The organism is Mesorhizobium sp. M1A.F.Ca.IN.022.06.1.1 (genome assembly GCF_003952605.1).
Taxonomy (GTDB): domain Bacteria; phylum Pseudomonadota; class Alphaproteobacteria; order Rhizobiales; family Rhizobiaceae; genus Mesorhizobium.
In genome coordinates, this window is sequence record NZ_CP034455.1 from 3,513,099 (window position 1) to 3,534,312 (window position 21,214).

Annotated in this window: 24 protein-coding genes, 1 other RNA gene and 1 pseudogene; 11 read left to right on the top strand and 15 right to left on the bottom strand. The window is 63.2% G+C overall.

The features are described 5' to 3' along the window. Positions 1–40: 40 nt before the first annotated feature. The 5 genes and pseudogenes from EJ078_RS16775 to EJ078_RS16795 all read right to left on the bottom strand — a co-directional run bounded on the left by EJ078_RS16775 (position 41) and on the right by EJ078_RS16795 (position 3,287). Positions 41–1,237, bottom strand: a complete 1,197-nt coding sequence (locus tag EJ078_RS16775) for a VWA domain-containing protein (RefSeq protein ID WP_127215695.1) — start codon at positions 1,235–1,237, stop codon at positions 41–43. 10 nt (positions 1,238–1,247) lie between these two features. Next, positions 1,248–1,652 (bottom strand): type II toxin-antitoxin system HicB family antitoxin, encoded by a 405-nt coding sequence (locus EJ078_RS16780; protein WP_067002185.1) that lies wholly within the window; start codon positions 1,650–1,652, stop codon positions 1,248–1,250. Between the two features lie 11 nt (positions 1,653–1,663). Further along, a complete protein-coding gene (locus tag EJ078_RS16785; protein ID WP_189413832.1) occupies positions 1,664–1,858 on the bottom strand; it encodes a type II toxin-antitoxin system HicA family toxin in 195 nt (64 codons plus the stop codon). 52 nt (positions 1,859–1,910) lie between these two features. Further along, positions 1,911–2,357, bottom strand: coding sequence for a GNAT family N-acetyltransferase (locus EJ078_RS16790; RefSeq protein WP_067319706.1), 447 nt, complete (start codon positions 2,355–2,357; stop codon positions 1,911–1,913). Positions 2,358–2,453: 96 nt separating this feature from the next. After that, positions 2,454–3,287 (bottom strand): annotated as a pseudogene (locus EJ078_RS16795) (MoxR family ATPase). Between the two features lie 150 nt (positions 3,288–3,437). Here EJ078_RS16795 and ssrS point away from each other — a divergent pair. From ssrS to EJ078_RS16820, 5 genes are all read left to right on the top strand, one after another. Then, a non-coding RNA gene (ssrS, locus tag EJ078_RS16800) (6S RNA) lies at positions 3,438–3,593 on the top strand. An 82-nt stretch (positions 3,594–3,675) separates the two neighbouring features. Next, entirely contained in the window at positions 3,676–4,260 is a 585-nt protein-coding gene (locus EJ078_RS16805) for a 5-formyltetrahydrofolate cyclo-ligase (RefSeq protein WP_127215698.1), read from the top strand. Between the two features lie 92 nt (positions 4,261–4,352). Next, positions 4,353–4,778, top strand: coding sequence for a DUF3592 domain-containing protein (locus EJ078_RS16810; RefSeq protein ID WP_208720748.1), 426 nt, complete (start codon positions 4,353–4,355; stop codon positions 4,776–4,778). Positions 4,779–4,969: 191 nt separating this feature from the next. Beyond that, positions 4,970–5,794, top strand: coding sequence for a YmdB family metallophosphoesterase (locus EJ078_RS16815; protein WP_127215700.1), 825 nt, complete (start codon positions 4,970–4,972; stop codon positions 5,792–5,794). An 80-nt stretch (positions 5,795–5,874) separates the two neighbouring features. Continuing rightward, positions 5,875–6,642 carry a TerC family protein gene (locus EJ078_RS16820; RefSeq protein ID WP_067001713.1) on the top strand — a complete coding sequence of 256 codons (768 nt, stop codon included), beginning with the start codon at positions 5,875–5,877 and terminating at the stop codon, positions 6,640–6,642. Position 6,643: 1 nt separating this feature from the next. Here EJ078_RS16820 and EJ078_RS16825 read toward each other — a convergent pair whose 3' ends face one another. Continuing rightward, the gene (locus EJ078_RS16825) at positions 6,644–7,033 is read right to left on the bottom strand and encodes a VOC family protein (RefSeq protein WP_281015522.1); all 390 of its coding nucleotides are present in this window, start codon (positions 7,031–7,033) and stop codon (positions 6,644–6,646) included. 26 nt (positions 7,034–7,059) lie between these two features. Then, the gene (locus EJ078_RS16830; protein WP_067001716.1) at positions 7,060–7,542 is read right to left on the bottom strand and encodes an SRPBCC domain-containing protein; all 483 of its coding nucleotides are present in this window, start codon (positions 7,540–7,542) and stop codon (positions 7,060–7,062) included. A gap of 51 nt (positions 7,543–7,593) precedes the next feature. Between EJ078_RS16830 and EJ078_RS16835 the strand changes: the two genes are divergently transcribed. From EJ078_RS16835 to EJ078_RS16845, 3 genes are all read left to right on the top strand, one after another. Further along, on the top strand, positions 7,594–7,917 hold the full coding sequence (locus EJ078_RS16835) for a helix-turn-helix domain-containing protein (RefSeq protein ID WP_067001718.1): 324 nt from the start codon (positions 7,594–7,596) through the stop codon (positions 7,915–7,917). Between the two features lie 217 nt (positions 7,918–8,134). Next, a complete protein-coding gene (locus EJ078_RS16840) occupies positions 8,135–8,884 on the top strand; it encodes a YebC/PmpR family DNA-binding transcriptional regulator (RefSeq protein ID WP_067319492.1) in 750 nt (249 codons plus the stop codon). A 32-nt stretch (positions 8,885–8,916) separates the two neighbouring features. Next, positions 8,917–9,228: a SelT/SelW/SelH family protein gene (locus EJ078_RS16845; RefSeq protein ID WP_095799760.1), complete on the top strand. Its 312-nt coding sequence runs from the start codon at positions 8,917–8,919 to the stop codon at positions 9,226–9,228. Positions 9,229–9,257: 29 nt separating this feature from the next. On the opposite strand, the gene EJ078_RS16850 is transcribed toward EJ078_RS16845, so the two are convergent. Beyond that, a complete protein-coding gene (locus tag EJ078_RS16850) occupies positions 9,258–9,734 on the bottom strand; it encodes a DUF1772 domain-containing protein (protein WP_067319488.1) in 477 nt (158 codons plus the stop codon). Between the two features lies 1 nt (position 9,735). Continuing rightward, the gene (locus EJ078_RS16855) at positions 9,736–10,569 is read right to left on the bottom strand and encodes an NAD(P)H-binding protein (RefSeq protein ID WP_127404242.1); all 834 of its coding nucleotides are present in this window, start codon (positions 10,567–10,569) and stop codon (positions 9,736–9,738) included. A 111-nt stretch (positions 10,570–10,680) separates the two neighbouring features. On the opposite strand from EJ078_RS16855, the gene EJ078_RS16860 reads away from it, so the two are divergent. Continuing rightward, positions 10,681–11,319, top strand: a complete 639-nt coding sequence (locus tag EJ078_RS16860) for a TetR/AcrR family transcriptional regulator (RefSeq protein WP_127404241.1) — start codon at positions 10,681–10,683, stop codon at positions 11,317–11,319. Between the two features lie 180 nt (positions 11,320–11,499). Here EJ078_RS16860 and EJ078_RS16865 read toward each other — a convergent pair whose 3' ends face one another. Beyond that, positions 11,500–12,870 carry an IS1182 family transposase gene (locus EJ078_RS16865; RefSeq protein ID WP_127217539.1) on the bottom strand — a complete coding sequence of 457 codons (1,371 nt, stop codon included), beginning with the start codon at positions 12,868–12,870 and terminating at the stop codon, positions 11,500–11,502. A gap of 100 nt (positions 12,871–12,970) precedes the next feature. Then, positions 12,971–13,192: a 50S ribosomal protein L31 gene (gene rpmE, locus EJ078_RS16870; RefSeq protein ID WP_040974396.1), complete on the bottom strand. Its 222-nt coding sequence runs from the start codon at positions 13,190–13,192 to the stop codon at positions 12,971–12,973. A gap of 205 nt (positions 13,193–13,397) precedes the next feature. On the opposite strand from rpmE, the gene EJ078_RS16875 reads away from it, so the two are divergent. Further along, positions 13,398–15,200 (top strand): ABC transporter transmembrane domain-containing protein, encoded by a 1,803-nt coding sequence (locus EJ078_RS16875; RefSeq protein WP_127217297.1) that lies wholly within the window; start codon positions 13,398–13,400, stop codon positions 15,198–15,200. Positions 15,201–15,232: 32 nt separating this feature from the next. On the opposite strand, the gene EJ078_RS16880 is transcribed toward EJ078_RS16875, so the two are convergent. Both EJ078_RS16880 and EJ078_RS16885 read right to left on the bottom strand, forming a co-directional pair. Next, positions 15,233–17,269, bottom strand: a complete 2,037-nt coding sequence (locus EJ078_RS16880) for a DUF3857 domain-containing transglutaminase family protein (protein ID WP_164757320.1) — start codon at positions 17,267–17,269, stop codon at positions 15,233–15,235. 166 nt (positions 17,270–17,435) lie between these two features. Then, positions 17,436–18,920 carry a carboxypeptidase M32 gene (locus tag EJ078_RS16885; RefSeq protein WP_127216486.1) on the bottom strand — a complete coding sequence of 495 codons (1,485 nt, stop codon included), beginning with the start codon at positions 18,918–18,920 and terminating at the stop codon, positions 17,436–17,438. 148 nt (positions 18,921–19,068) lie between these two features. Here EJ078_RS16885 and EJ078_RS16890 point away from each other — a divergent pair, with 148 nt between their 5' ends. Further along, complete coding sequence (locus tag EJ078_RS16890) at positions 19,069–19,422, top strand: DUF1304 domain-containing protein (RefSeq protein WP_067001740.1); 354 nt, start codon at positions 19,069–19,071, stop codon at positions 19,420–19,422. A gap of 88 nt (positions 19,423–19,510) precedes the next feature. On the opposite strand, the gene EJ078_RS16895 is transcribed toward EJ078_RS16890, so the two are convergent. Beyond that, entirely contained in the window at positions 19,511–19,936 is a 426-nt protein-coding gene (locus tag EJ078_RS16895; protein ID WP_067001742.1) for a hypothetical protein, read from the bottom strand. A 248-nt stretch (positions 19,937–20,184) separates the two neighbouring features. Further along, positions 20,185–21,213 carry a peptidoglycan -binding protein gene (locus tag EJ078_RS16900; RefSeq protein ID WP_067319478.1) on the bottom strand — a complete coding sequence of 343 codons (1,029 nt, stop codon included), beginning with the start codon at positions 21,211–21,213 and terminating at the stop codon, positions 20,185–20,187. Position 21,214 lies beyond the last annotated feature (1 nt).

Genomic DNA, 21,214 nt, shown 5'->3' on the forward strand with positions numbered 1-21,214 from the left:
GACTGACAACGCAATCGCCGCTGGTTTCCGCGAATTACTGTCACGCTCGATGCTTCCTCGATAGCTGCTTCGTTGCCGCTTCGAGCCCGGCAAGCGTCAGCGGGAACATGCGGCCGCCGAAGATGTCGCTGATCATCGCAATGGAATGGGTGTAGCGCCAGTTCTTCTCAGCCTCAGGGTTCAACCAGACCGCGTTCGGCCACTGCTGCAGCAGCCGACCGAGCCAGACGCCGCCGGCCTCCGGATTCCAGTGCTCGACCGAGCCGCCGGGATGCGCAATTTCGTAAGGGCTCATCGAGGCGTCGCCGACCACGATCACCTTATAGTCCGGCCCATATTTGTGGATGAGGTCGAAGGTGGGGATCGTCTCGGCCAGGCGGCGGCGATTGTCCTTCCAGACGCGCTCGTAAAGACAGTTGTGGAAGTAGTAATACTCGAGCTGGCGGAATTCGGCCCGCGCGGCGGAGAACAGCTCCTCGACGGTTTTGACGTGACCATCCATCGAGCCGCCGACGTCGAAGAACATCAGGAGCTTCACCGCGTTGCGCCGCTCCGGCCGGGTTCTCACGTCCAGATAGCCGTGCTCGGCGGTGGCGTGGATGGTGCCGGGCAGGTCGAACTCTTCCTCGGCGCCCTCGCGCACCCAGCGCCGCAGCCGCTTCAGCGCCACCTTGATGTTGCGGGTGCCGAGCTCGATCGCGTCGTCGAAGTTCTTGAACTCGCGCTTGTCCCAGACTTTCACTGCGCGACGGTGGCGGCTTTCGTGCTGGCCGATGCGCACGCCTTCCGGATTGTAGCCATAGGCGCCGAAGGGCGAGGTGCCGCCGGTGCCGATCCATTTCGAGCCGCCCTGGTGCCGGCCCTTCTGCTCCTCCAGGCGCTGCTTCAGCGTCTCCATCAGCTTGTCGAAGCCGCCCAGCGCCTCGACCAGCTTCTTCTCCTCGTCGCTCAGGTGCTTTTCGGCGAGCCGGCGCAGCCATTCCTCGGGGATGTTGGCGACGTCGACGGCGTCCGGACCGGCGAGCGCTTCGACGCCCTTGAAGACATGCGCGAACACCTGATCGAAACGGTCGATATGGCCCTCGTCCTTCACCAGGGCCGAGCGCGCGAGGTAGTAAAAACCCTCGACGTCGTAGTCGACCAACCCAGCTTCCAGGCCTTCCAGCAGCGTCAGATACTCCCGGAGCGAAACGGGAACCCGCGCGGCTTTCAGTTCAAGGAAGAAGGGGATGAACATCGCCAGACGGCTATCTCTGCCCCTCGATCTTTTCACGCGCGGCACTCGCAATGAAGGCAGAGCGCGTCAGGCCCCGGCGGCTGGCTTCAGTATCGATCGCCGCAAGCAGACCAGCGTCCAACGACAGGTTTGCCCGGACTGACCGACCGGAGTCGATCAGCAGCGGGATCATGACGGCAGACTCGCCTGCGGCGCTATCGATCTCACCTGATCGTAACAAGTCCGCCACCGTTCGTGCTTCGGGTAACGAGACGTGCTTTGCCAACCGAGTTTCAGCCCATTCGCGTATCGCCGATGTTGCATCGGCAATCGCCTCCTCGGGGCTGGCGCCGCCGCCATGGCAGCCCGGGAGGTCGGGGACCCGGATTCCCCAGACATTATCTGCGCCGTCCAGAACTCCGATATAATGCGTCATGCGATCAGGCCTCAAATCCATCTGGCGAGCTTGGCGATCGAGCGTGCAACGCCCGGAGATTGCTCGCGGTGCCGCGGCACGATGATGGTCACATCCGGTTTTCCCGGGTGCTCGTATTTGTCGTGCTTGCCGCCTCCGACGCTCGACCAGCCGTCGCGCAAAAGCCGCGCTATGATCTTGCGCGTGTTAGTCTCAATCAGCGGCACGGCGGCTTTCCAATGCGCAATATATTGCGCAGCTGGACCGGTTTCAACCGTTTCACAACAGATCGTACTCGATAAAGCCCGTGCGCCGCGCCACATGGTCGTACAGCCGGCGCGCGGTGGCGTTGGTCTCGTGCGTCATCCAGTAGACGTTCTTCACGCCGATCTTGCCCGCCTCGTCCTGCACCGCTTTGATCAACGCCGCGCCGATGCCCTTGCCGCGCACTTCGGGGTCGGCGAACAGATCCTGCAGATAGCAGGTGTTGACCTCAGACCAACAGGAGCGGTGGTAGAGATAGTGGGTCAGGCCGACGGCCTTGCCCTCAAGCGTGGCGATAAAGCCTTTCGGCTCGAACTCGCCCGCCGTGAACAGGCGTTTCCAGGTGACGTCGTAGACCTCGTCCGGCAGCTTGGTCTCGTAGAAGGTGAGGTAGGCGGTCCACAGCCGGCGCCAGTCGGAGCGGTCGGACTGGGCAAGCGGGCGAACGGTGATCTCGGACATGTTTTCCTCCAATGTCTTGGTCGGAAGCTGCGGCAAGCGCCGCCTGTCGGCAACGGTCCACAGACAGACAAAGCGCTATTGCTGCCAAGCCTATTGCTAGCGCCTGGCCATGAAGGCCAAGCGTTCGAAGAGGTGCACGTCCTGCTCGTTCTTGAGCAGCGCGCCATGCAGCTTCGGCAATATATTCTTCGGATCGGCGCGCAGATCCTCCGGCGCGATGTCGTCGGCGACCAGCAGTCGGATCCAGTCGAGCGCTTCGGAGGTAGATGGTTTCTTCTTCAGCCCGGGCACGTCACGGATCTCGTAGAACTGGGTAAGCGCGGCCCGCACGAGATTCTGCTTGATGCCGGGATAATGCACGTCGACGATCCGGTGCAGCGTCTCGATATCGGGGAAGCGGATGTAGTGGAAAAAGCAGCGGCGCAGAAAGGCGTCCGGCAACTCCTTCTCGTTGTTGGAGGTGATGATTACGATCGGCCGAAATTCGGCGCGGATGGTCTCGCCGGTCTCGTAGACGAAAAACTCCATCCGGTCGAGTTCCTGCAGAAGATCGTTGGGGAATTCGATGTCGGCCTTGTCGATCTCGTCGATCAGGAGAACGACCTTTTTCGGTGCCGCGAAGGCGTCCCACAGCTTGCCGCGTTTGATGTAGTTCTTGATGTCGCTGAACCGGTCGTCACCGAGCTGGCTGTCGCGCAGCCGCGAGACGGCGTCATACTCCTAGAGGCCCTGCTGCGCCTTGGTGGTCGATTTGACATTCCATTCGATGAAATCGAGGCCGAGCGCCGCCGCCACTTGACGGGCGAGTTCGGTCTTGCCGGTGCCCGGCTCGCCCTTGACCAGCAACGGTCGCTCCAGAGCGATCGCGGCGTTGACCGCCACCATCAAATCCTTGTCGGCGACGTAAGCCGCGGTGCCTTCGAAACGCATTTCTTCTCCTGATCGTTGGGCCGCGACCCTAAGGACGCTGGCCAGGCTGTGCAAGGCATGACAACGCTGCAAGGCCCATGACGCAGATTTGCGGCCGCTTGGAGCGGTGTCCTTCTGGCGCTCGGTCAACCATGGGCCTATATTGGTTTTGGCGGTCTGCGCTTCCCGGCAGGAGAAACTTATCCCCGGGGCCTTATCGATCCTTAGGGAGCTGTCCCTGGGAAGACCCGTGGGTTTTCTCACACGGCGCCCACCTACTTTGTAGGCACCCGGGATCGACCTCTCCACCGGTTGTGTGGATCGCCACTCTCCCGTTTTTGAATTTGATGCGGTAGAAAGCGTCGCTCCTGCAACTTCGTCCGGATACGACCTTTTCTAACGTCTGCGCATGACCTCATCAAAAGACCTGAAAAAACAGCTTCGCAAGGAAGCTCTGGCGCGGCGGGATGCGCTGGACGAATTCTGGCGGGTCGAGATCGCGCTCGAAATGGCTGAGACGGCGCGTGACCAGATCGCCGTCGAACCGGGCCAGATCGTCTCCGGCTTCTGGCCGATGCGCTCCGAGGTCGATGTGCGGCCGCTGATGTTCGCGCTGCGCGAGAAAGGCGCCAGGCTTTGCCTGCCGGCGATCCTCGACAAGACAACCATCGTCTTCCGCGACCTGGTGCGCGGCGCGCCAATGGTCGAGATGGGTTTCGGCACGGTCGGACCGCACGAGGAGGCCGAAGAGCTCGACCCCTCGCTCATGTTTGTTCCGCTCGCAGCATTCGACGCGCGCGGCCACCGCATCGGCTACGGCGCCGGCTATTACGACCGGGCGATCGCCAGGCTGGCCGACAAAGGGCTGGCGCCGCGGCTGATCGGCATTGCGTTCGACTGCCAGGAGGTGTCGCAAGTGCCGGATGAGAACCATGACGTGATCATCCCGGAAATACTCACCGAGAGCGGGTTACGCCGGTTTACCGCCTCTTAGAATATTCCGACCCGCTTCGCGCGATTCCAATCCCTATCCAACAGTATTCCTGCTATCCAACCAAGTTGAGGTTAGCAAGGGATTTTGTCTTCATGCGATTCATCCTGATGCCGTTTGCTCTGATCGCGGCAGCACTGTTTGCGATGGGATTGCATATCACCGGAACCACCCTGTACCACCAAGCCGCCCGGGGGCAGACGGTCGCTACCGTGACGGATGTCAGTCCTTTCACTGAAATGCACAAAAATGGCCTCGCCATAGAGCGCATCAATGTCGCCCTCGCCTATGTGGTTGACGACGTGCCGATGACCTGGTCCGGAAAGGGAAACCTTGTCGGTCTCCACGAGGCGTCGATCGGCGACAAGGTGAAATTCTACTACGACCCTGGCGATCCATCGACCCTCGATACCGCCGGAATGAAGGGCTGGCGCGGCATGCTGTTGATCCTTGCAGGTACCGGCGGCTTCACCGTCTTCTACGTTTGGTTTTTCTGGCTGCGCGGACGGAGCGCGCGTTAGGACGTCGCCTTCGGCTGCTAGGACGGGGCGGTGGTGCCGTATAAGACCATCATGTGATCATCGCGGAAATACTCACCGGGAGCGGGTTGCGCCGGTTCACGCCGCAATTGTAGAAAAGCGGTTGAGAAACGCATGATCTTTTGCGGAAAGTCATGCAGCTTTTGCTTGGCGGACTTTCGACGCGGGATCGTATGAGACTTCTCTTCCTCGGCGACATGGTCGGAAAAACTGGGCGCACGGCGGTGTGGGAACAGCTGCCGGGCTTGATATCCGACTTCAAGCTCGACTTCGTCATCGTCAATGGCGAGAACGCCGCCGGCGGCTTCGGCATCACCGAGGAGATATTTCGCGAGACGCTCGCGGCGGGCGCGGATGTCGTCACCACCGGCAACCATGTCTGGGACCAGCGCGACGCGCTGGTCTTCGCGCCGCGCGAGGAGCGCTTCCTGCGCCCCTCCAATTTTCCCAAGGGCACGCCGGGGCGTGGTTCCGGCGTCTATATCGCCAGGAACGGCGCGCGGGTGCTGGTCGCCAACATCATGGGGCGCGTCTTCATGCATCCCGAGCTCGACGATCCGTTCCAGGCCGGCGAGCGCGAGCTTGCCGCCTGTCCGCTTGGCGAACAGGCCGACGCGGCGGTGATTGATTTCCATGCCGAGGCGACCTCGGAAAAGATGTGCTTCGCGCATTTCGTCGACGGCCGCGCCAGCCTTGTGGTCGGCACCCACACGCACCAGCCGACCGCCGATCATCAGATACTCAACGGCGGCACCGCCTATATTTCGGACGCCGGCATGTGCGGCGACTATGATTCCTCGCTTGGCATGGACAAGGAAGAGCCGCTCAACCGCTTCCTGTCGAAAGTGCCGAAAGGTCGTTTCGAGGCCGCGAATGGACCGGCGACGCTGTGCGGCGTCGGCGTGGAAATCTCCGACCGCACCGGGCTCGCCGAGAAGATCGCGCCGTTTCGCCGCGGGCCGAAACTCGAGGAAACCGCGCCGTCCTTCTGGTCATGATATTGATATGAGCACCGGTCGTACCTAACTGGCGACGAAACCCGCGAAAACTGCTCTAGATCGTAGAGGGGACGACCTCCATGCAGCTTGTCGAGTTCCTGGCGCCGCACTTTGCCTTTGTCTCCGATCCCACAGCGTGGATCGCGCTGCTGACGCTGGTGGTGCTGGAGGTGGTGCTCGGCATCGACAACCTGATCTTCATCTCGATCCTGACCAATAAGCTGCCGGAAGCGCAGCGCGCCCGCGCCCGCAAACTCGGCATCTCGGCGGCACTGGGCATGCGGCTGGTGCTGCTCGCCACGATCTCGATCATCGTGCAATTGACGACACCGGTGTTCACGGCGTTCGGGCATGGCTTTTCCTGGCGCGACCTGATCCTGATCGCCGGCGGCCTGTTCCTTGTCTGGAAGGCGACCAAGGAAATCCACCACACGGTCGATCCGCAGGATCATCAGGACTCGATGATGGGCGGCACACTGCAGATGAGCCTGGCCGGCGCGATCTTCCAGATCCTGCTGCTTGACCTCGTCTTCTCGATCGATTCCATCATCACCGCCGTCGGGATGACCGACGAGATCGCCATCATGTACATCGCTGTCATCGTGGCGGTGAGCGTGATGATGCTGGCGGCGACGCCGCTCGCCAACTTTATCGCCAAGAACCCCACAATCGTGATGCTGGCGCTCGGCTTCCTGCTGATGATCGGCATGACGCTGATTGCCGACGGCATGGGCTATCACGTGCCCAAGGGCTACATCTACGCCGCCATGGGTTTTTCCGCGCTGGTCGAGGGCCTCAACATGCTGGCGAGGCGTCGAAAGAAGCAGCGGTCCGGCGGCGGGCATTAAACTAGGGCAGGTTGATCTGCCAGGAAACGCCGAAGCGGTCGTTGAGCCAAGCGAAACGGCGGCTGAAGCCGTAATCGTCGGTCGGCATCAGAAACGCGCCGTCCTTGGCCAGCACCCCGACAATGCGATCGAGCTCCTCCTCGGAGGAACAGTCGACGAAGAGCGAGAACGACGGCGTGAAGGAGAAGGCGTGATGCACGGGGCTGTTGAAGACCATGACCTCAGTGCCGCCGATCACGACACGGGCCAGCTTGAGCGCACGTTCGGGCCCGTCCTCACCGGCGCCATAGCGTGTGACGTCGACAACGCGGCTTTCTGGAACGGTGTCGCAATAGAGGGTCATGGCCTTCTCGGCCTGACCTTCGAACATCAGGAACGGCGTTACCTTCACGGCCGGGCCTCCTCGCTCAAAGGGAGTCAAATATTGGTCTCGTTGGCCGGCTCGCCTTTCATCTCGGCGCGATAATAGCCGTCGCGCAAATTGATGCCGTATTCGAGATACGCCTTCATGCAGGCGAGCATCTGCGACCAGCCCTCGCAATTGAGGTAGGATTTCTTCAGTCCGACCTCGCCTTCGTGCCAGCCGGCCTCGGCGATGGTAACGAAGGTGCCGCCGTCGTCCAACGGCTCGAAGTTCATCTCGATGCGTGTCTTGTAGGCCGGCTTGCCGTCAGTGTCGGCCGCGTCCCAGCGCAGCACGATACGCCTATCCTTGATCACCTCGTCGACCTCGACCGGCACCGTCTTCCACCAGGTGACGGTGGTGCCGGCGACCAGCGGAGCAGAGGCGCCGCCAATGGTGGTGAAATAGCCGCTGAGCTTCGTCGGGTTGACCACGGCGTCGAAGACTTCGGCGACCGGCTTGCCGATGCGTCCGGAAATCCTGAATCCAAGAGACATATCCACAGCTCCTTCCTTGCCTCGTGAAACAATATGTTATAAAAACATAACATGTCAAGCCCAACCTCGGACGATCGTGTTTTCAAGGCCTTGGCGCACTCGCGCCGGCGCGAGTTGCTCGACCGGCTCAAGGATCAGCCGCAGACCACCGGGGCGCTCTGCGAGGCTTTCCCGGACATGGATCGCTGCACGGTCATGATGCATCTGAAGGTGCTGGAAGAGGCCGATCTGGTCGTGGCGAGGCGCGAGGGGCGCGAGCGCTGGAACCATCTCAACGCGCTGCCGATCAGGCAGATCCACGACCGCTGGATCGGCCAATATGCGGGCCATGCGATCAGCATCCTCGACCGGCTGAAGTCGGATCTGGAGGGATGATGCCGCGCTGCAAGGGCAATCTCGGTCTGTCCGCCGTCAGGGTCGACGGTCCGGCTGGACGAATTGAGCCGATTTATCTATAAGCCGGCCATTCCGACAGAGAGCCCCGCGGGCCTTCGCAGGCACGCTTGCAGCGTTCTGAAATTTTGAATTCGAGCATTTGCCGGGTGATCGCGCCCGGCCGAGAAATGCTCTAGCCGAACACGACAGGGGTGCCATGGCTGGCCATTCGCAGTTCAAGAACATCATGCACCGGAAAGGCCGCCAGGATGCGGTGCGGTCGAAAATGTTTTCCAAGCTGGCACGCGAAATCACCGTCGCCGCCAAGACCGGCACGCCGGACCCGGCGATGAACCCGCGGCTGCGCCTTGCGGTGCAGAACGCCAAGGCGGTGTCGATGCCGAAGGACAACATCCAGCGCGCCATCAACAAGGCCTCCGCCGGAGATGCCGAGAACTACGAGGCCGTGCGCTATGAGGGCTATGGCCCCGGCGGCGTGGCGCTGATCGTCGAGGTGCTGACCGACAACCGCAACCGCTCGGCGTCCAATGTGCGCGCCGCCTTCACCAAGGCCGGCGGGGCGCTCGGCGAAACCGGCTCGGTGTCGTTCATGTGGAACCGCGTCGGCGAGATCTATTACCCGGCTTCGGCCGGCAGCGCGGACACGGTGATGGAAGCCGCGATCGAGGCCGGTGCTGACGACGTCGAGTCGGACGAGGAAGGCCACACCGTCTATTGCAGCTTCGAAAATCTCGGCGAGGTATCGAAGTCGCTCGAAGCCGCGCTCGGCGAAGCGGAGTCGGTGAAGCCGATCTGGCAGCCGCAGAACAATGTGCCGGTCGATGAAGAACGGGCGCAGTCGCTGATGAAGCTGGTCGCCACTCTCGAGGACGACGACGACGTGCAGAGCGTCTACGCCAATTTCGAGGTCGACGACGAAACAATGGCCAAGCTCAGCGCGGCCTGATCGGCTGATCTATGAGCGGAACTCGATCCGACATGAGCGAGAAGCCGCGGCCCGCCATCCGCATCACCTACTGCACGCAATGCCAGTGGCTGCTCAGAGCCGGCTGGATGGCACAGGAGCTGCTCTCGACCTTCGGTACCGATCTCGGCGAGGTGACGCTGGTGCCGGGCACCGGCGGCATCTTCACGATCTCCTGCAACGACCAGCTTATCTGGGAGCGTAAGCGCGACGGCGGTTTTCCGGAGGCGGCGAAGCTCAAGCAGCTGGTCCGCGATGTCATCGACCCGGAGCGCGATCTGGGACACGCCGACCGCAAGACGCACAAGAAGACGGACCCCGCCTGAGGCGGTGTTTTATCCGCTGGCCGCTCTCTTCAAATCAGCGCCAGGATGAAGCAGGCCATCGCCACGATCGCGGTGATGGTGCGGACGTGGTTCCACATTACCCATTGGCGCAGATGGTTCGCCCACACGGCGGCGCCGTTGCTGCTGGCCGGGTCGACGGCGGCCAGCGCGTCGTTGAGCGGCACGTTGAAGATCATGGTCACGATCGGGTTGCCGACGAGATAGATTACGGCGCCGGCAAGCAGCCAGTACGAGCCCGATTGGCTCCAACCCGCGATGGCGGCGGCAATCAGCACCAGACAAATGAGGCCGGTGCCGAAAAGCGCCGTCATGAAGGCGGGCGTAATTACGGTGATGTTGATCGAATTCATCGCTGCGATGCCGGCTGGGACGGGCAGCCTGGCAAGTGCTGCCATGACGAAATTGGAAAAGGCGAAGAAGACGCCGCCGACCACGCCAGAGCCGATCGCGGCAATGAAGGTGAGGGCGGGAAGAATTTTCATCATCTCAGTTACTCCAGACGCCGCTGGCTGCGGTTTCGGTTGCATAGGCGAAGAAGTCTTTCGGCCGGCGGCCGAGCGCGCGCTGCACGCCGTCGGTCAGCGATTCGTTGCGGCCGTCGAGCACCTCGGTGAAGAGCTCGTTGAGCAGCCAGGCGAATTCCGGCGGCAGGTTGTGCGCAGCCACCGTTTCGGTGAATTGGGCATGCGAGATCCGCCGATAGCGGATGTCGCGGCCAGTGGCTTTGCCGATTTCGGCGACGGCCTGAGCAAAGCTCAGCAGACGCGGGCCGGTGAGTTCGTAAAGCTGGCCGGCATGGCCCGGCTCCGTCAGCACGGCTTCGGCGACATCGGCGATATCGTCGACAGCGACGAAGGGTTCGCCGACAGCGCCGACCGGCAGGGTGACTTCGCCTTCGAGTATGGATTCGATGAGGAAGCCTTCGCTGAAATTCTGCGAGAACCATGAGCAGCGCAGGATCGTCCAATCGGCACCGGAGACCTTGACCATTTCCTCGGCGCGCTGAGCCTCCGTCTCGCCGCGACCGGAGAGCAGCACCAGCCGCTTGTTGCCGCGCTCGACGGCAAGTTTGGCCAACGCCTCGACAGTTTCGGCGGCGCCCGGCACCGCGATGTCAGGATAGTAGCTGATGTAGACGGCGCCGACGCCGTCGAGGGCCGCGCCCCAGGTGTTCTTGTCCGACCAGTCGAAGGGAGGCGTGCCTGCGCGGGAGCCGATCCGCACCGGGATCCTGCGGGCGATCAACCGTTCGGCCAGCCGCCGGCCGGTCTTGCCGGTGCCGCCCAGGATCAAAATCGGTTTCTGTGACGTGTCGGTCATCTCGATCTCCTCGTTTTCTGAATATGAGTAATCCTCATGTTTGTAAAACGTGATAAACCCTCGTATTTTGTGAGTCAAGCCAGTTTCTCGAGGATCTTTCGGAGGAAGCTCATGCAAGGCAGGGTAGCCGCGAAGCTCGACCAGGAAATCGCAATGCCCCGGCGAGCGCCGACGCAGCAGCGCAGCCGCGAGCGGGTCGAGCGGATGCTTGCCGCCGCCGCGGCGCTGATCGCCGAGCAAGGCAGCGATGCCATGCGCATGGGCGAGGTGGCGGAAAGAGCAGGGGTGTCGATCGGCTCGCTCTACCAGTTCTTTCCCGACAAGCGGGCGATCGTCTGGGCGCTGGCCGAGCGCTACACCGCCGAAAGCCAGGCCTGCATCTCGGCGGCGCTGAAGGACGTCAGCGACGCCGAAGGGCTGAAGCAGGCGTTTTCGGAGCTGGTCGACCTCTATTACGGAATGTTCCTGGCCGAACCGGTGATGCGCGACATCTGGTCGGGCACGCAGGCCGACAAGGCCTTGCGCGAACTCGAACTGGCCGACAGCCGGGCCAATGCCCGATTCCTCGTCGCGGTGCTGAAGCGGTTGCGTCCCGGCGCAGATACCGTGGCGATGGAGACGGCGGCGCTGCTAGTCTGGCAGATGGGCGAGGCGGTCATGCGGCTGGCGATCTCCGTCGACCGGGAGGAGGGCGACAGGCTGGTCGCGGCCTATAAGCGCATGGCGCTGCGGGAGCTGGTGGAAGGGTAGGTACAACCTGGTCGGGTTTCCCGCAGCGTCTGTGGCCAACAAAAAACCCGCCTCGGAGGCGGGTTCAGACTGCTGACGAACCCCGTCGATTTTCGGCGGGGTTTTGTTTTGCAGATTGATTGCGCTTGGGAAATTGGTGGCGGGAGCGGATGTCAGGAGGCCGCCGACGCAGATTTGGCCTCAGGCGAGGACCGGTTTGGGCTTTGGCCAGAGGCTGATTGCGATCTTTTTCATGTTCTGGGCGGCGGCTGCGATCAGGCACTGGCAGGCGACGCGGGTTCGCCCTCGGAAGCGGGCGTAGCGATGGCCGAACAGCTGCTTGGCATCGGCGAAGGATCGCTCGACCGTCTCCTTGCGACGCCGGTAGATGGCCTTGCCCCAAGCCGTGAGCCGGTTGGCATCGACGCGCTCGCGTTGATCCTGCCAGACATGGCGTGTGATGGTGCGCTCGGCCTTGGCGTTTGAGGTGCAGGAGGCCAGCAGCGGACAGTCGCGGCAGATGGCCGGATCGCTTCTGTAATGACGATACCCGCCGCGATCGGTGCTGGCGTAGGTGAGCAACTGGCCCTGCGGACAACGATAGCCGTCCCGATCCGGTTCATGGACGAAGGCGCTCTTCCTCATCTTGCCGGGCCTTGGCGGGGTCGGGTTGCGATAGCCGATGACGCCCCGGATGTTCCTGTCCTCCAGCCCCTTGGCGATGCCTGGCGTGGCATAGCCGGCATCCAGCCCCGCCGCCGCCACAACGAAGCCGAAGCGCTCCACCTGGCGGTCGAGCCGGCCAAGATAGACGATCGAGTCATGCATGTTGGCCGGCGTGGCGAAGGTATCGGTGATGATGCCGCAACGACCGTCCACCGTGCGGTGATCGAGATAGAAGAAGCCCTTCGGCTTGCCCTCGCGCACCATGTAGCCGGCCTCCGGATCGGCGCGCGAGACCTTGGTCTGCTTGACCGGCGGCTTGCGCTCTTTCTGCTTCAGCGGCTTCTGACCGTGCAGCGCCCGTTCCGTCTCGATGGCGCGGTCGAGCTCGCCCCAGTAGTCGGCACGCGACTTGGCGACCATGGCAAGGTCGTATTTGCCCTTGTTGGCGTTGGCCTTCAGGTGCGTGCTGTCGGTATACAGCACCGTCCCGTCCACCAGCCCCGCAAGGATCGCCTGCTCCACGATGCGGTCGAAGATCGCCTGCGCGATCGTCTCGTCCTGGTAGCGCCGACGACGGTTCTGCGACAGCGTCGAGGCGTCGAACACCTTGTCGGTCAGCTTCAGCCGCAGGAACCAGCGGTAGGCGACATTGACCTCGATCTCGCGCACCAATTGCCGCTCCGAGCGCACTCCGAACAGGTAGCCGATGAACAGCGCCTTGAACATCAAGGTCGGGTCCAGCGGCGGGCGGCCATTGTCGGCGCAGTACAATGGCGCCGTCAGACCGTGGATGAACGAGAAGTCGATCGATCGATCGATCTTGCGCAACAGATGATCGGCCGGAACCAGCTGATCCAACGTCACCATCTCAAGCGCGGTCTGTTCAGGGGCGGGTCGCTTCAACATGACCCAGTGAATCAAAAACCCCCGGCAAACGCCAGGGGTTTGTCAGCAGTCTGAGCCCGGCTCGGAGGTGGGTTTTGATCTGCGACACGTTTAGAAAGGCTTAGAGGCCGAAACCTTCGAAACGCTTCTTGAACTTCGACAGGCGGCCGCCGCGGTCGAGCAGGGTCTGCTGGCCGCCGGTCCAGGCCGGGTGCGTGGTCGGGTCGATGTCGAGGTTCATCGTGTCGCCTTCCTTGCCCCAGGTCGAGCGGGTCAGGTATTCGGTGCCGTCGGTCATGACGACCTTGATGGTGTGGTAGTCGGGATGGATATCGGCCTTCATTGTCGTGTTCCTGGCTTGCCGGCGCTGGTGACGGGCCGATGGCCTGCGTCGATGCGCCCCTTTTTAAAACTCGAAGCCGCAGCTAATGAAAAGCCACGGCTTCTAAAACGGTCGGCGAGCCTATACATCAGCCGGAATTGAATCACAAGGCCGCGGCAGGCGCATATTGAAGCGCATGACGAACACGCGGCCAGAGGAAACGCTCATGGCGGATATTGGTGTCAGTGGTGACGAGCGCAGGCGCTCGGTCCGGCCGCTCAGGAACCTTTTTCCGTACGTCACGCAGTACCGCAAACTGGCGGTCGGCGCGATCATATCGCTGATCGTTGCGGCAGGGACGACGCTGGCCCTGCCGATGGCCGTGCGGCGCATGATCGATCACGGCTTCCAGGCGGCGGGCACTACCTTCATTGCCGAGTATTTCGCCGCGCTGGTGCTGATGGCGGCCGTGCTGGCGGCGGCGTCCGCCAGCCGCTACTACTTCGTCATCACGCTCGGCGAGCGGGTCGTCGCCGACATCCGCCGCGATGTCTTCTCCCATGTCACGACGCTCTCGCCGGCCTTTTTCGATCGCTCGCAGTCGGGCGAGATCGTGTCGCGGCTTGCCGCGGATACCACGCAGGTGAAGTCGGCGGTCGGCGCCACGGCATCGGTCGCGCTGCGCAATCTCATCCTCGGCGTCGGTGCCGTGGCGATGATGGTCTTCACCAGCCCAAAACTGTCCGGCCTGGTACTGGCCGCCATCCCGCTGATCGTGCTGCCGCTCGTCGCCTTCGGCCGTTCGGTGCGGCGCAAGTCGCGGCTGGCGCAGGATACGCTGGCGGAAGCCACTGCCTATGCCAGCGAGCAGATCGGCGCCGTGCGCACGCTGCAGGCCTTCACCAACGAGAAGCTGGTGACGGGGCGCTTCTCGGCTGCCGTCGAGGCCGCCTTCGAGGCGGCGCGCACGTCGGTCTTCGCCCGCTCCTTTCTCACCTTCTTCGCCATCTTCATGATCTTTTCATCGGTGGTGGCGGTGCTCTGGTTCGGCTCGCGCGACGTGCTTGCCGGCACGATGTCGGCCGGCACGCTCGGCCAGTTCCTGCTCTATTCGGTGTTCGCCGCCGGCGCACTCGGCGCGCTGTCGGAAGTGTGGAGCGAGCTGTCGCAGGCGGCGGGCGCCGCCGAGCGTCTGACCGAGATCCTGACCGAGAAGCCCGCCATTCAGGCGCCCGCAGATCCTCAGCCGCTGCCGGCCAAGGCCAAGGGCGCGATCAGCTTTGACGATGTCTCCTTCTCCTATCCGGCGCGGCCGGACCGGGCCGCCGTGCATGGGCTGAGCTTCCAGGTGAAGCCTGGCGAGACGGTGGCGATCGTCGGTCCTTCGGGCGCGGGAAAAAGCACCGTCTTCTCGCTTATCCTGCGCTTCTACGATCCGGAGAGCGGCCGTGTCGTCATCGACGGCGTCGATCTGCGCCAGGCCGATCCGGCCGCAATCCGCCAGCGCATCGCCATCGTGGCGCAGGACGTCACCATCTTCGCGGCCAGTGCTGCCGACAATATTGGCTTCGGCCGGCCGGGCGCCAGCGATGCCGAGATCGAGGCGGCGGCAAAGGCGGCGCTTGCCGACGAATTCATCGGCAAGCTTGAAAAGGGCTATGACAGCCAGGTCGGCGAGCGCGGTGTGACGCTTTCGGGCGGCCAGCGCCAGCGCGTGGCGATCGCCCGCGCCATTCTGCGCGACGCACCGATCCTGCTGCTCGACGAGGCAACCTCGGCGCTCGACGCCGAAAGCGAAACGCTGGTGCAGACGGCGCTGGAGCGGCTGATGCGCGGCCGCACCACCATCGTGATCGCCCACCGGCTGGCGACGGTGCTCAAGGCCGACCGGATCCTAGTCATGGACGGCGGACGCATCGTCGAGGAAGGCACGCATCAGAGCCTTGTCGCCAAGGGCGGCACCTATGCGCGGCTCGCCAAGCTGCAGTTCGAGACCGGAGCGAGCGCCTTCAAGGGCGCGGCGGAGTAGCGCCCGCCTTCTCGGCAGGAACCGCCGTGCGGCTATCTGCGACGGAAGGCCATCAAAAGCGGCACGCCTATGAAGATCGAGACCAGCAGCACCCCGGTGATCACCTGTTGTTGCGATCTGTCAGGATCACTGCCTAGCGGATCCGCAGGCACATCCTGGTAGGTGAAGTCGTATGTCCAGTCGAGATTGTCGCCGACGTCCTTGACCGAGTTCAGATAATCGCTGATCGCCTTGGCCGGAACCTGCGTAGCCAGCGTCCGGAAATCCCACTGCACCTCGAAAGTGGTCGGCGTATTGCTCCAGGACGACGTCAGCGAAAGGTAAGGCGTGACGACACTCTTCATCCGTCCGCCGGAAAACCTCGCCTTCAGATTGCGCACCGTCACGCTGTGCCTGCGGTAAACGGGCGACCCAAGCGAGACGGGTCCGGCGCGATCCACCGTGGTCGGGGTCGGCAGGTCGGTGCCGAGGTCGGCCGCTTTGATCGAGAAGTTCTTGGCGAGATCGTTGGCGGCCAGCGCTTGAGCCGGCAGCCGATAGCTCTCCCGTATATTGATGATGTCGCCGTCACGATTGTCGAAGATTTCCAGCTTTGCGGCGCTTTCGATGCCGGGGTAGCGCTTGCTGTAATATTGCAGATAGGCGTCGGACAGTTCGCTGACCGACCGGCTGGCGAGCTTGCTGCGCATGTAGTCGGCGTCGGCGCCCTCATGGGTCGACAGCACTGACAGCGTCAGCTGGCCACCAGGCTTGTCGGGAAAGAAAAACTCTTCGGCAACCTTGATGGTCGGGCTTTTAGGCTCCGGACTGGGCATCTTCTCCAACTCGCCACTGCCAAAGACTGGCAGGGCGAAGCCGTAGTCCGGCTGCGGGAAATTGCTTGCGTCGCCGCCCTGCAGGTAATTGGTGGCGTCGAGCCAGTACGCCTTGGTCCCGATCGTCGCCTTGACGATGGCATGGTCGAAGTTGCGCAACGCCGGCAGGTGCTGGTCCAGCGCCCGCCCGTGGTCGAGATCGGCCAGCGCGACCTGGGCAGAAACGCCCAGCCGCGCGAGCGCCGACGTAAGCAGCAGCGCCTTGTCCTTGCAGTCGCCAAAGCCGCTCTGGACGACGGTCGCCGGATCGCGCGGAATATACGACCCGGAGCCCATCGAGAGACTGACATAGCGGATCTCATCCTGGACGAGGCGCATCGCCTGGATCATCCGATCCTCTGGCAAAGGGTGCCTCGCAGCGATCTCGTCGAGCTTGGCGGCAAAGGCCGGCGGGAAGGCGATGGCCGGCTTGTAGTAAGGCTGAACGGCGTCGATCACGCTTTGCCAACTGGCGGTGGACGAGATGTCGATCGATCCCCAGGCCGGGAATTCCGTCGGCACGTTCTCCTCCACCTTGACAGGCTTCGGATTGGCAATCTCCCAGAGATAGACGGAGTCCGTTCCCGACGCGGAGATGGTGGGCTTGATCTCGGTGCCTCGCGGCTTGATCGCGAGCGGCTGCGAGGCCGGCCAGGTGATGCTGGTGCGGATCAGCCCCACCGGGTCTTCCCACTCGGTGGAGAAGCTGTAGAAGAACAGGCCCTTGCCGACGTGCGGTGTGATCTCATAGGTCTCGCCATAGTCGACAATGTCGCCGACACGCACTTCGTCAATGTTGACATGAGCGGTTAGCCAGCCGTCATAGACGCCCTTTTCGGCCTCCTTCTCCTGCCGGAAAATGTCGAACTTAACGTCATCGAGCCGGTCCAGCACGACGCCGTCGCGGATGATGCGCAGATGGTTGAGCGTGACCTTGTGCTTGGACGGATCGAACTGCAGATCGATGCTGGCGCCCCGCTCAAGGCCGGGACGGTCGACTATTCTGTAGACCGTGCGCGAATAGTCGTCATAGCCGTAGTCGCGATGGATGATCTGCTCGTCCGCGAGCAGCCAGGAAATGCCATTCTTGATCTGGTCGGCCCGCGCCGGATCGGCCGCCGGGACATCGACCGACCTGATCCAGGCCGCCTCCGGCCCTTTGCGGACGACCTCATCAGCATCCGCCGGAAGGATCAGACCGGCCAGTACGGCCAAAAACAGAACGAGGCAACGGAACGACCCGACCTCACGAAAACTGCCACCCACCAATGTTCAAGCCCACTGAAGCAAGGAACACTCTTTGTCAGAGTCTTTCCCGCCAAAGTAAAGGCCGGCAATGCATCTTTTGCGCAGCTCGATCTGGTGGGCCAGCGAGGCCGCCTCAGTCGCCGTAGCGCTTGCGCAAATGTTCCGTGAAATAGGCGGCGTTGAGCTTCTCGCCGGTGGCGCGCTCGAGCAGGTCCGGCGTCGACCAGCGCGAGCCCTGCGACCAGATCTTGTCGCGTCGCCACTCATTGATGGCGCTGAAGTCGCCCTTGGCGAGATCCTCGTCCGCGCACGGGTGCTCCCTGGTCAGGGCCGCCCATTGCTGCGCCGCCATCATGGCGCCCAGGGTGTAGGACGGGAAATAGCCGAAGGCGGCGCCCGGCCAGTGCACGTCCTGCATCGGCCCGTCGGCCGGGTTGTCGATGGTCGACAGGCCGAGATAGTCGCGCATCTTGGCATCCCAGGCCTCGGGCAGGTCGGCGGCCTCCAGCCGTCCTGAGACGAGCTCTTGCTCGAGCTCGTAACGCAAGATGACATGCAGCGGATAGGTGACCTCGTCGGCGTCGACGCGGATAAAGCCGCGTTCCACATGATGGACATGCGGCAGGATGTCGTCGATCGACCAGGCTTCGCCGAGATGCTTCTCGACAACCGGCAGCGCCCAGCGCCAGAAGGCGGGGTTGCGGCCGATCTGCTTCTCCACGAACAGGCTCTGGCTCTCATGCACGGCCATGCCGCGCGCCTTGCCGAGCGGCCAGTGCGACCAGGCTTTCGGCAGATTCTGTTCGTAAAGCGCGTGGCCGGTCTCGTGCAGCACTCCCATCAGCGCCGACAGGAAATCGGAAGTCTTGTAGCGGGTGGTGATGCGCACATCGGTCGGCACGCCGCCGCAGAAGGGATGGTGCGACACCGCCAGCGAGCCATGGGTGAGGTCGAAGCCGACCGCCGCCATCATGGCAAGACCAAGCTCGCGCTGCTTCTCTACGGCGTAGCTGCCGGAGAGCGGCTTGAGCGCGTGCTTCGCCAGCCGCGTATCCTGCACGGCCAGCGCATGCGGCAGGAAATCCTTGAGGAAAGCCTTCAGCTCGACAAACACCGGCGTGATGTCGGCGGCGCGATTGCCGGGATCGTACTGCTCCATCAGCGCGTCATAGGGGGCGAGGCCGAGCGCCTCGGCGCGCAGCGCCGCTTCTTCTCGGACCAGCGCCACGACGCCTTCCAGTGCCGGCAGGAAGCCCGCCCAATCATTCTTGGCGCGCAGGTCGCGCCAGAGCTGCTCGGAGCGCATGCGCGCCGTCGTCTGGCGCTCGACAAATTCGACCGGCAGGCAGGTGAGGTTGGTATATTGCCGGCGCAGTTCCCTCACCGCAGCCTGCTGCTCGTCGTTCAGCGGTTCGGCTTCGGCGGCGGCGATCCAGTCGCCGATCTCCGGCGCGGTAGCCTGGGCGTGCAGCATGCCGGCCAAGGCCGACATCGCCTCGGCGCGCTTCTCGCCGCCGCCAACCGCCATGTGGGTCGCCTCATCGGCGCCGAGGATGGCCAGCGCATGTTCCAGCGCTTCGAGCCTATGGCCGAGTAGATCGAGTTTTTGGAAGGACATGGATGGTTTCCGGCTGCAAAGGGGTTGGCGCGAAAAGATACCAAGGCGCGCAGCTTGGCAACCCTGATCCGCCCGTTCCGGATCAGCCCATCTTGCCTTGCAACAGCGCTGCGTGATCAAAAGTTGGGGCCAACGAGCGGAGGGGACAATGATCGGCAATATCCTGACCGGGCTGGTGGCGCTGATCCACTGCTACATCGTCTATCTGGAGATGGTGCTGTGGGACACGCCGCGCGGCCACAAGGCGTTCAACCTCAAGCCGGACTTCGCCAGCGCCTCGAAAGTGCTCGCCGCCAACCAGGGGCTCTATAACGGCTTTCTTGCTACAGGCCTGATCTGGGGGCTCTATCTCGGCACCGGCGGGTTCCAGATCAAGATGTTCTTCCTGCTTTGCGTTGCCGTCGCCGGCCTCTATGGCGGGGCGACCGTCGGCCGCAAGATCCTGTTCGTCCAGACGCTGCCTGCGGTGCTTGCCATTATCGCGCTTTGGCTCGGCCGGTGACTGAAAAAAGGACGCCCTCGGGCCAGGTCCCTCGGGCGCCAGATCGTCCCTTCCTGGTCTCGAAACGGCAGTCGCGGCCCGAAACCGCTCAGCCGTTCGGATAGTGACCGCCGTCGGCGCCGTCGCCCATCAGGAAGCCGCTGCCGGTATCGGTTCTCAGCTTCTGGTCGACATTGTCGAGACGGCGCAGCAGATCGTGATATTGCGCAGCCGGAATCCTGCCGTGATCCGAAGCGGCTACGTGCTCGGCCACCTGGCTGATGTGCGCGGCGCGCATATGCAGTTGCTGCGCTTCCGAGGCCGAGATGTCGTTTGCTTGCCGCGCGTCGGCGATGCCCTGATCCACACCCTGGACCTGCTCGATCAGGCTGGTCACCCGCGGTCCGGTGAAGTCGGTTGGATCGGTTGCGTCGAGAGCGCCCTTGTGATGTCCGGCGGCGTAGGCGCCGGCGAGCGGAGCGGCGATCAGAACCGCGGCGAGAGTTGCAGTCTTGAGAGATGTCAAAGCGCGCATGACGGCGCGTCCTCCTGCTGGGGAAGGAGCGGCCATCCCGCTCTGCTTCCGAGCTAGTGGGCCGTCCGGTTCCGTCGCGTCGCGATGGGAGGCATCGCCGGCGGTTCCCGGCCCTGCGCAGCAAATTAGGGCCGCCAAGTCGCCGAGTGTAATTAAAAAAAGATAATGTTTTCAGGCCTTGCCAGCGGGCTTCTGCGCGCTAGAGTTGAGCCGGCGAACAAATTCGCGTGAGTTCGCGTGATGCCGGATCAACGTTCGGTGAGCTTCAGTTCAATTCGGCGGTTCTTGCTGCGCGCCTCATCCGTGTCGGCCGGATCGAGCGGCTGGAATTCGCCGAAGCCGGCGGCTACCAGCCGGTTCGCCGGCACGCCGTTCTCGATCAGGAACTTCACCACCGAGGTCGCACGAGCCGTCGACAGTTCCCAGTTGTCGCGATAGCGGCCGGTGCCGGACAAGGGCTTGTTGTCGGTGTGGCCGTCGACGCGCAGCACCCAGCTGATCTCGGGCGGGATTTCCCTCTGCAGCTCGATGACGGCATCGGCGAGCTTCTTCATCTCGACCTTGCCGGCATCGTTGATCTCGTCGGAGCCGGTCGGGAACAGCACTTCCGACTGGAAGACGAAGCGGTCGCCGACGATGCGGATGTTCTCGCGGTCGGCGAGGATCTCGCGCAGTCGGCCGAAGAAATCGGAACGGTAGCGGTTGAGCTCCTGGACGCGCTGCGCCAGCGCCACGTTCAGGCGGCGGCCGAGATCGGCAATCTTGGTATTGGACTCGCGGTCGCGCTGCTCGGACACGTTGAGCGCGTCCTCGAGCGCCGCGATCTGCTTGCGCAGTGCCGCGATCTGCTGGTTGAGGATCTCGACCTGGCTCAGCGCTTGCTGGCTGATCTGGCGCTGGTTGCTGAGTTCGCCGGACAGCGCGTCCGCCCGCTTGTTGGCCGCGTCGCCGGCGCCGGCACCCTGCTCCAGCAATTGCTGAAGGCGGCTCTTTTCCGCCTCCGCCGCCGACAGCGAGGCCTGCAGATTGGCGAGCGTATCTTCCTTGTCCTGGCTGTTCGAGCGCTCCAGCGCCAGCAACTGCGTCAGCTCGTTGATCTGCGAGTTGAGGCGGCTGAGCACGGTGTCCTTGCCGGAGATTTCGCGGCTGAGCAGGAATTGCGCCAGCACGAAGACCGTCAGCAGGAACATGATGGCGAGCAGAAGCGTCGACAGCGCGTCGACGAAGCCGGGCCAGTAGTCGATGCGGCGATCGGCGCGCCGCCTTGCCAGCGCCACG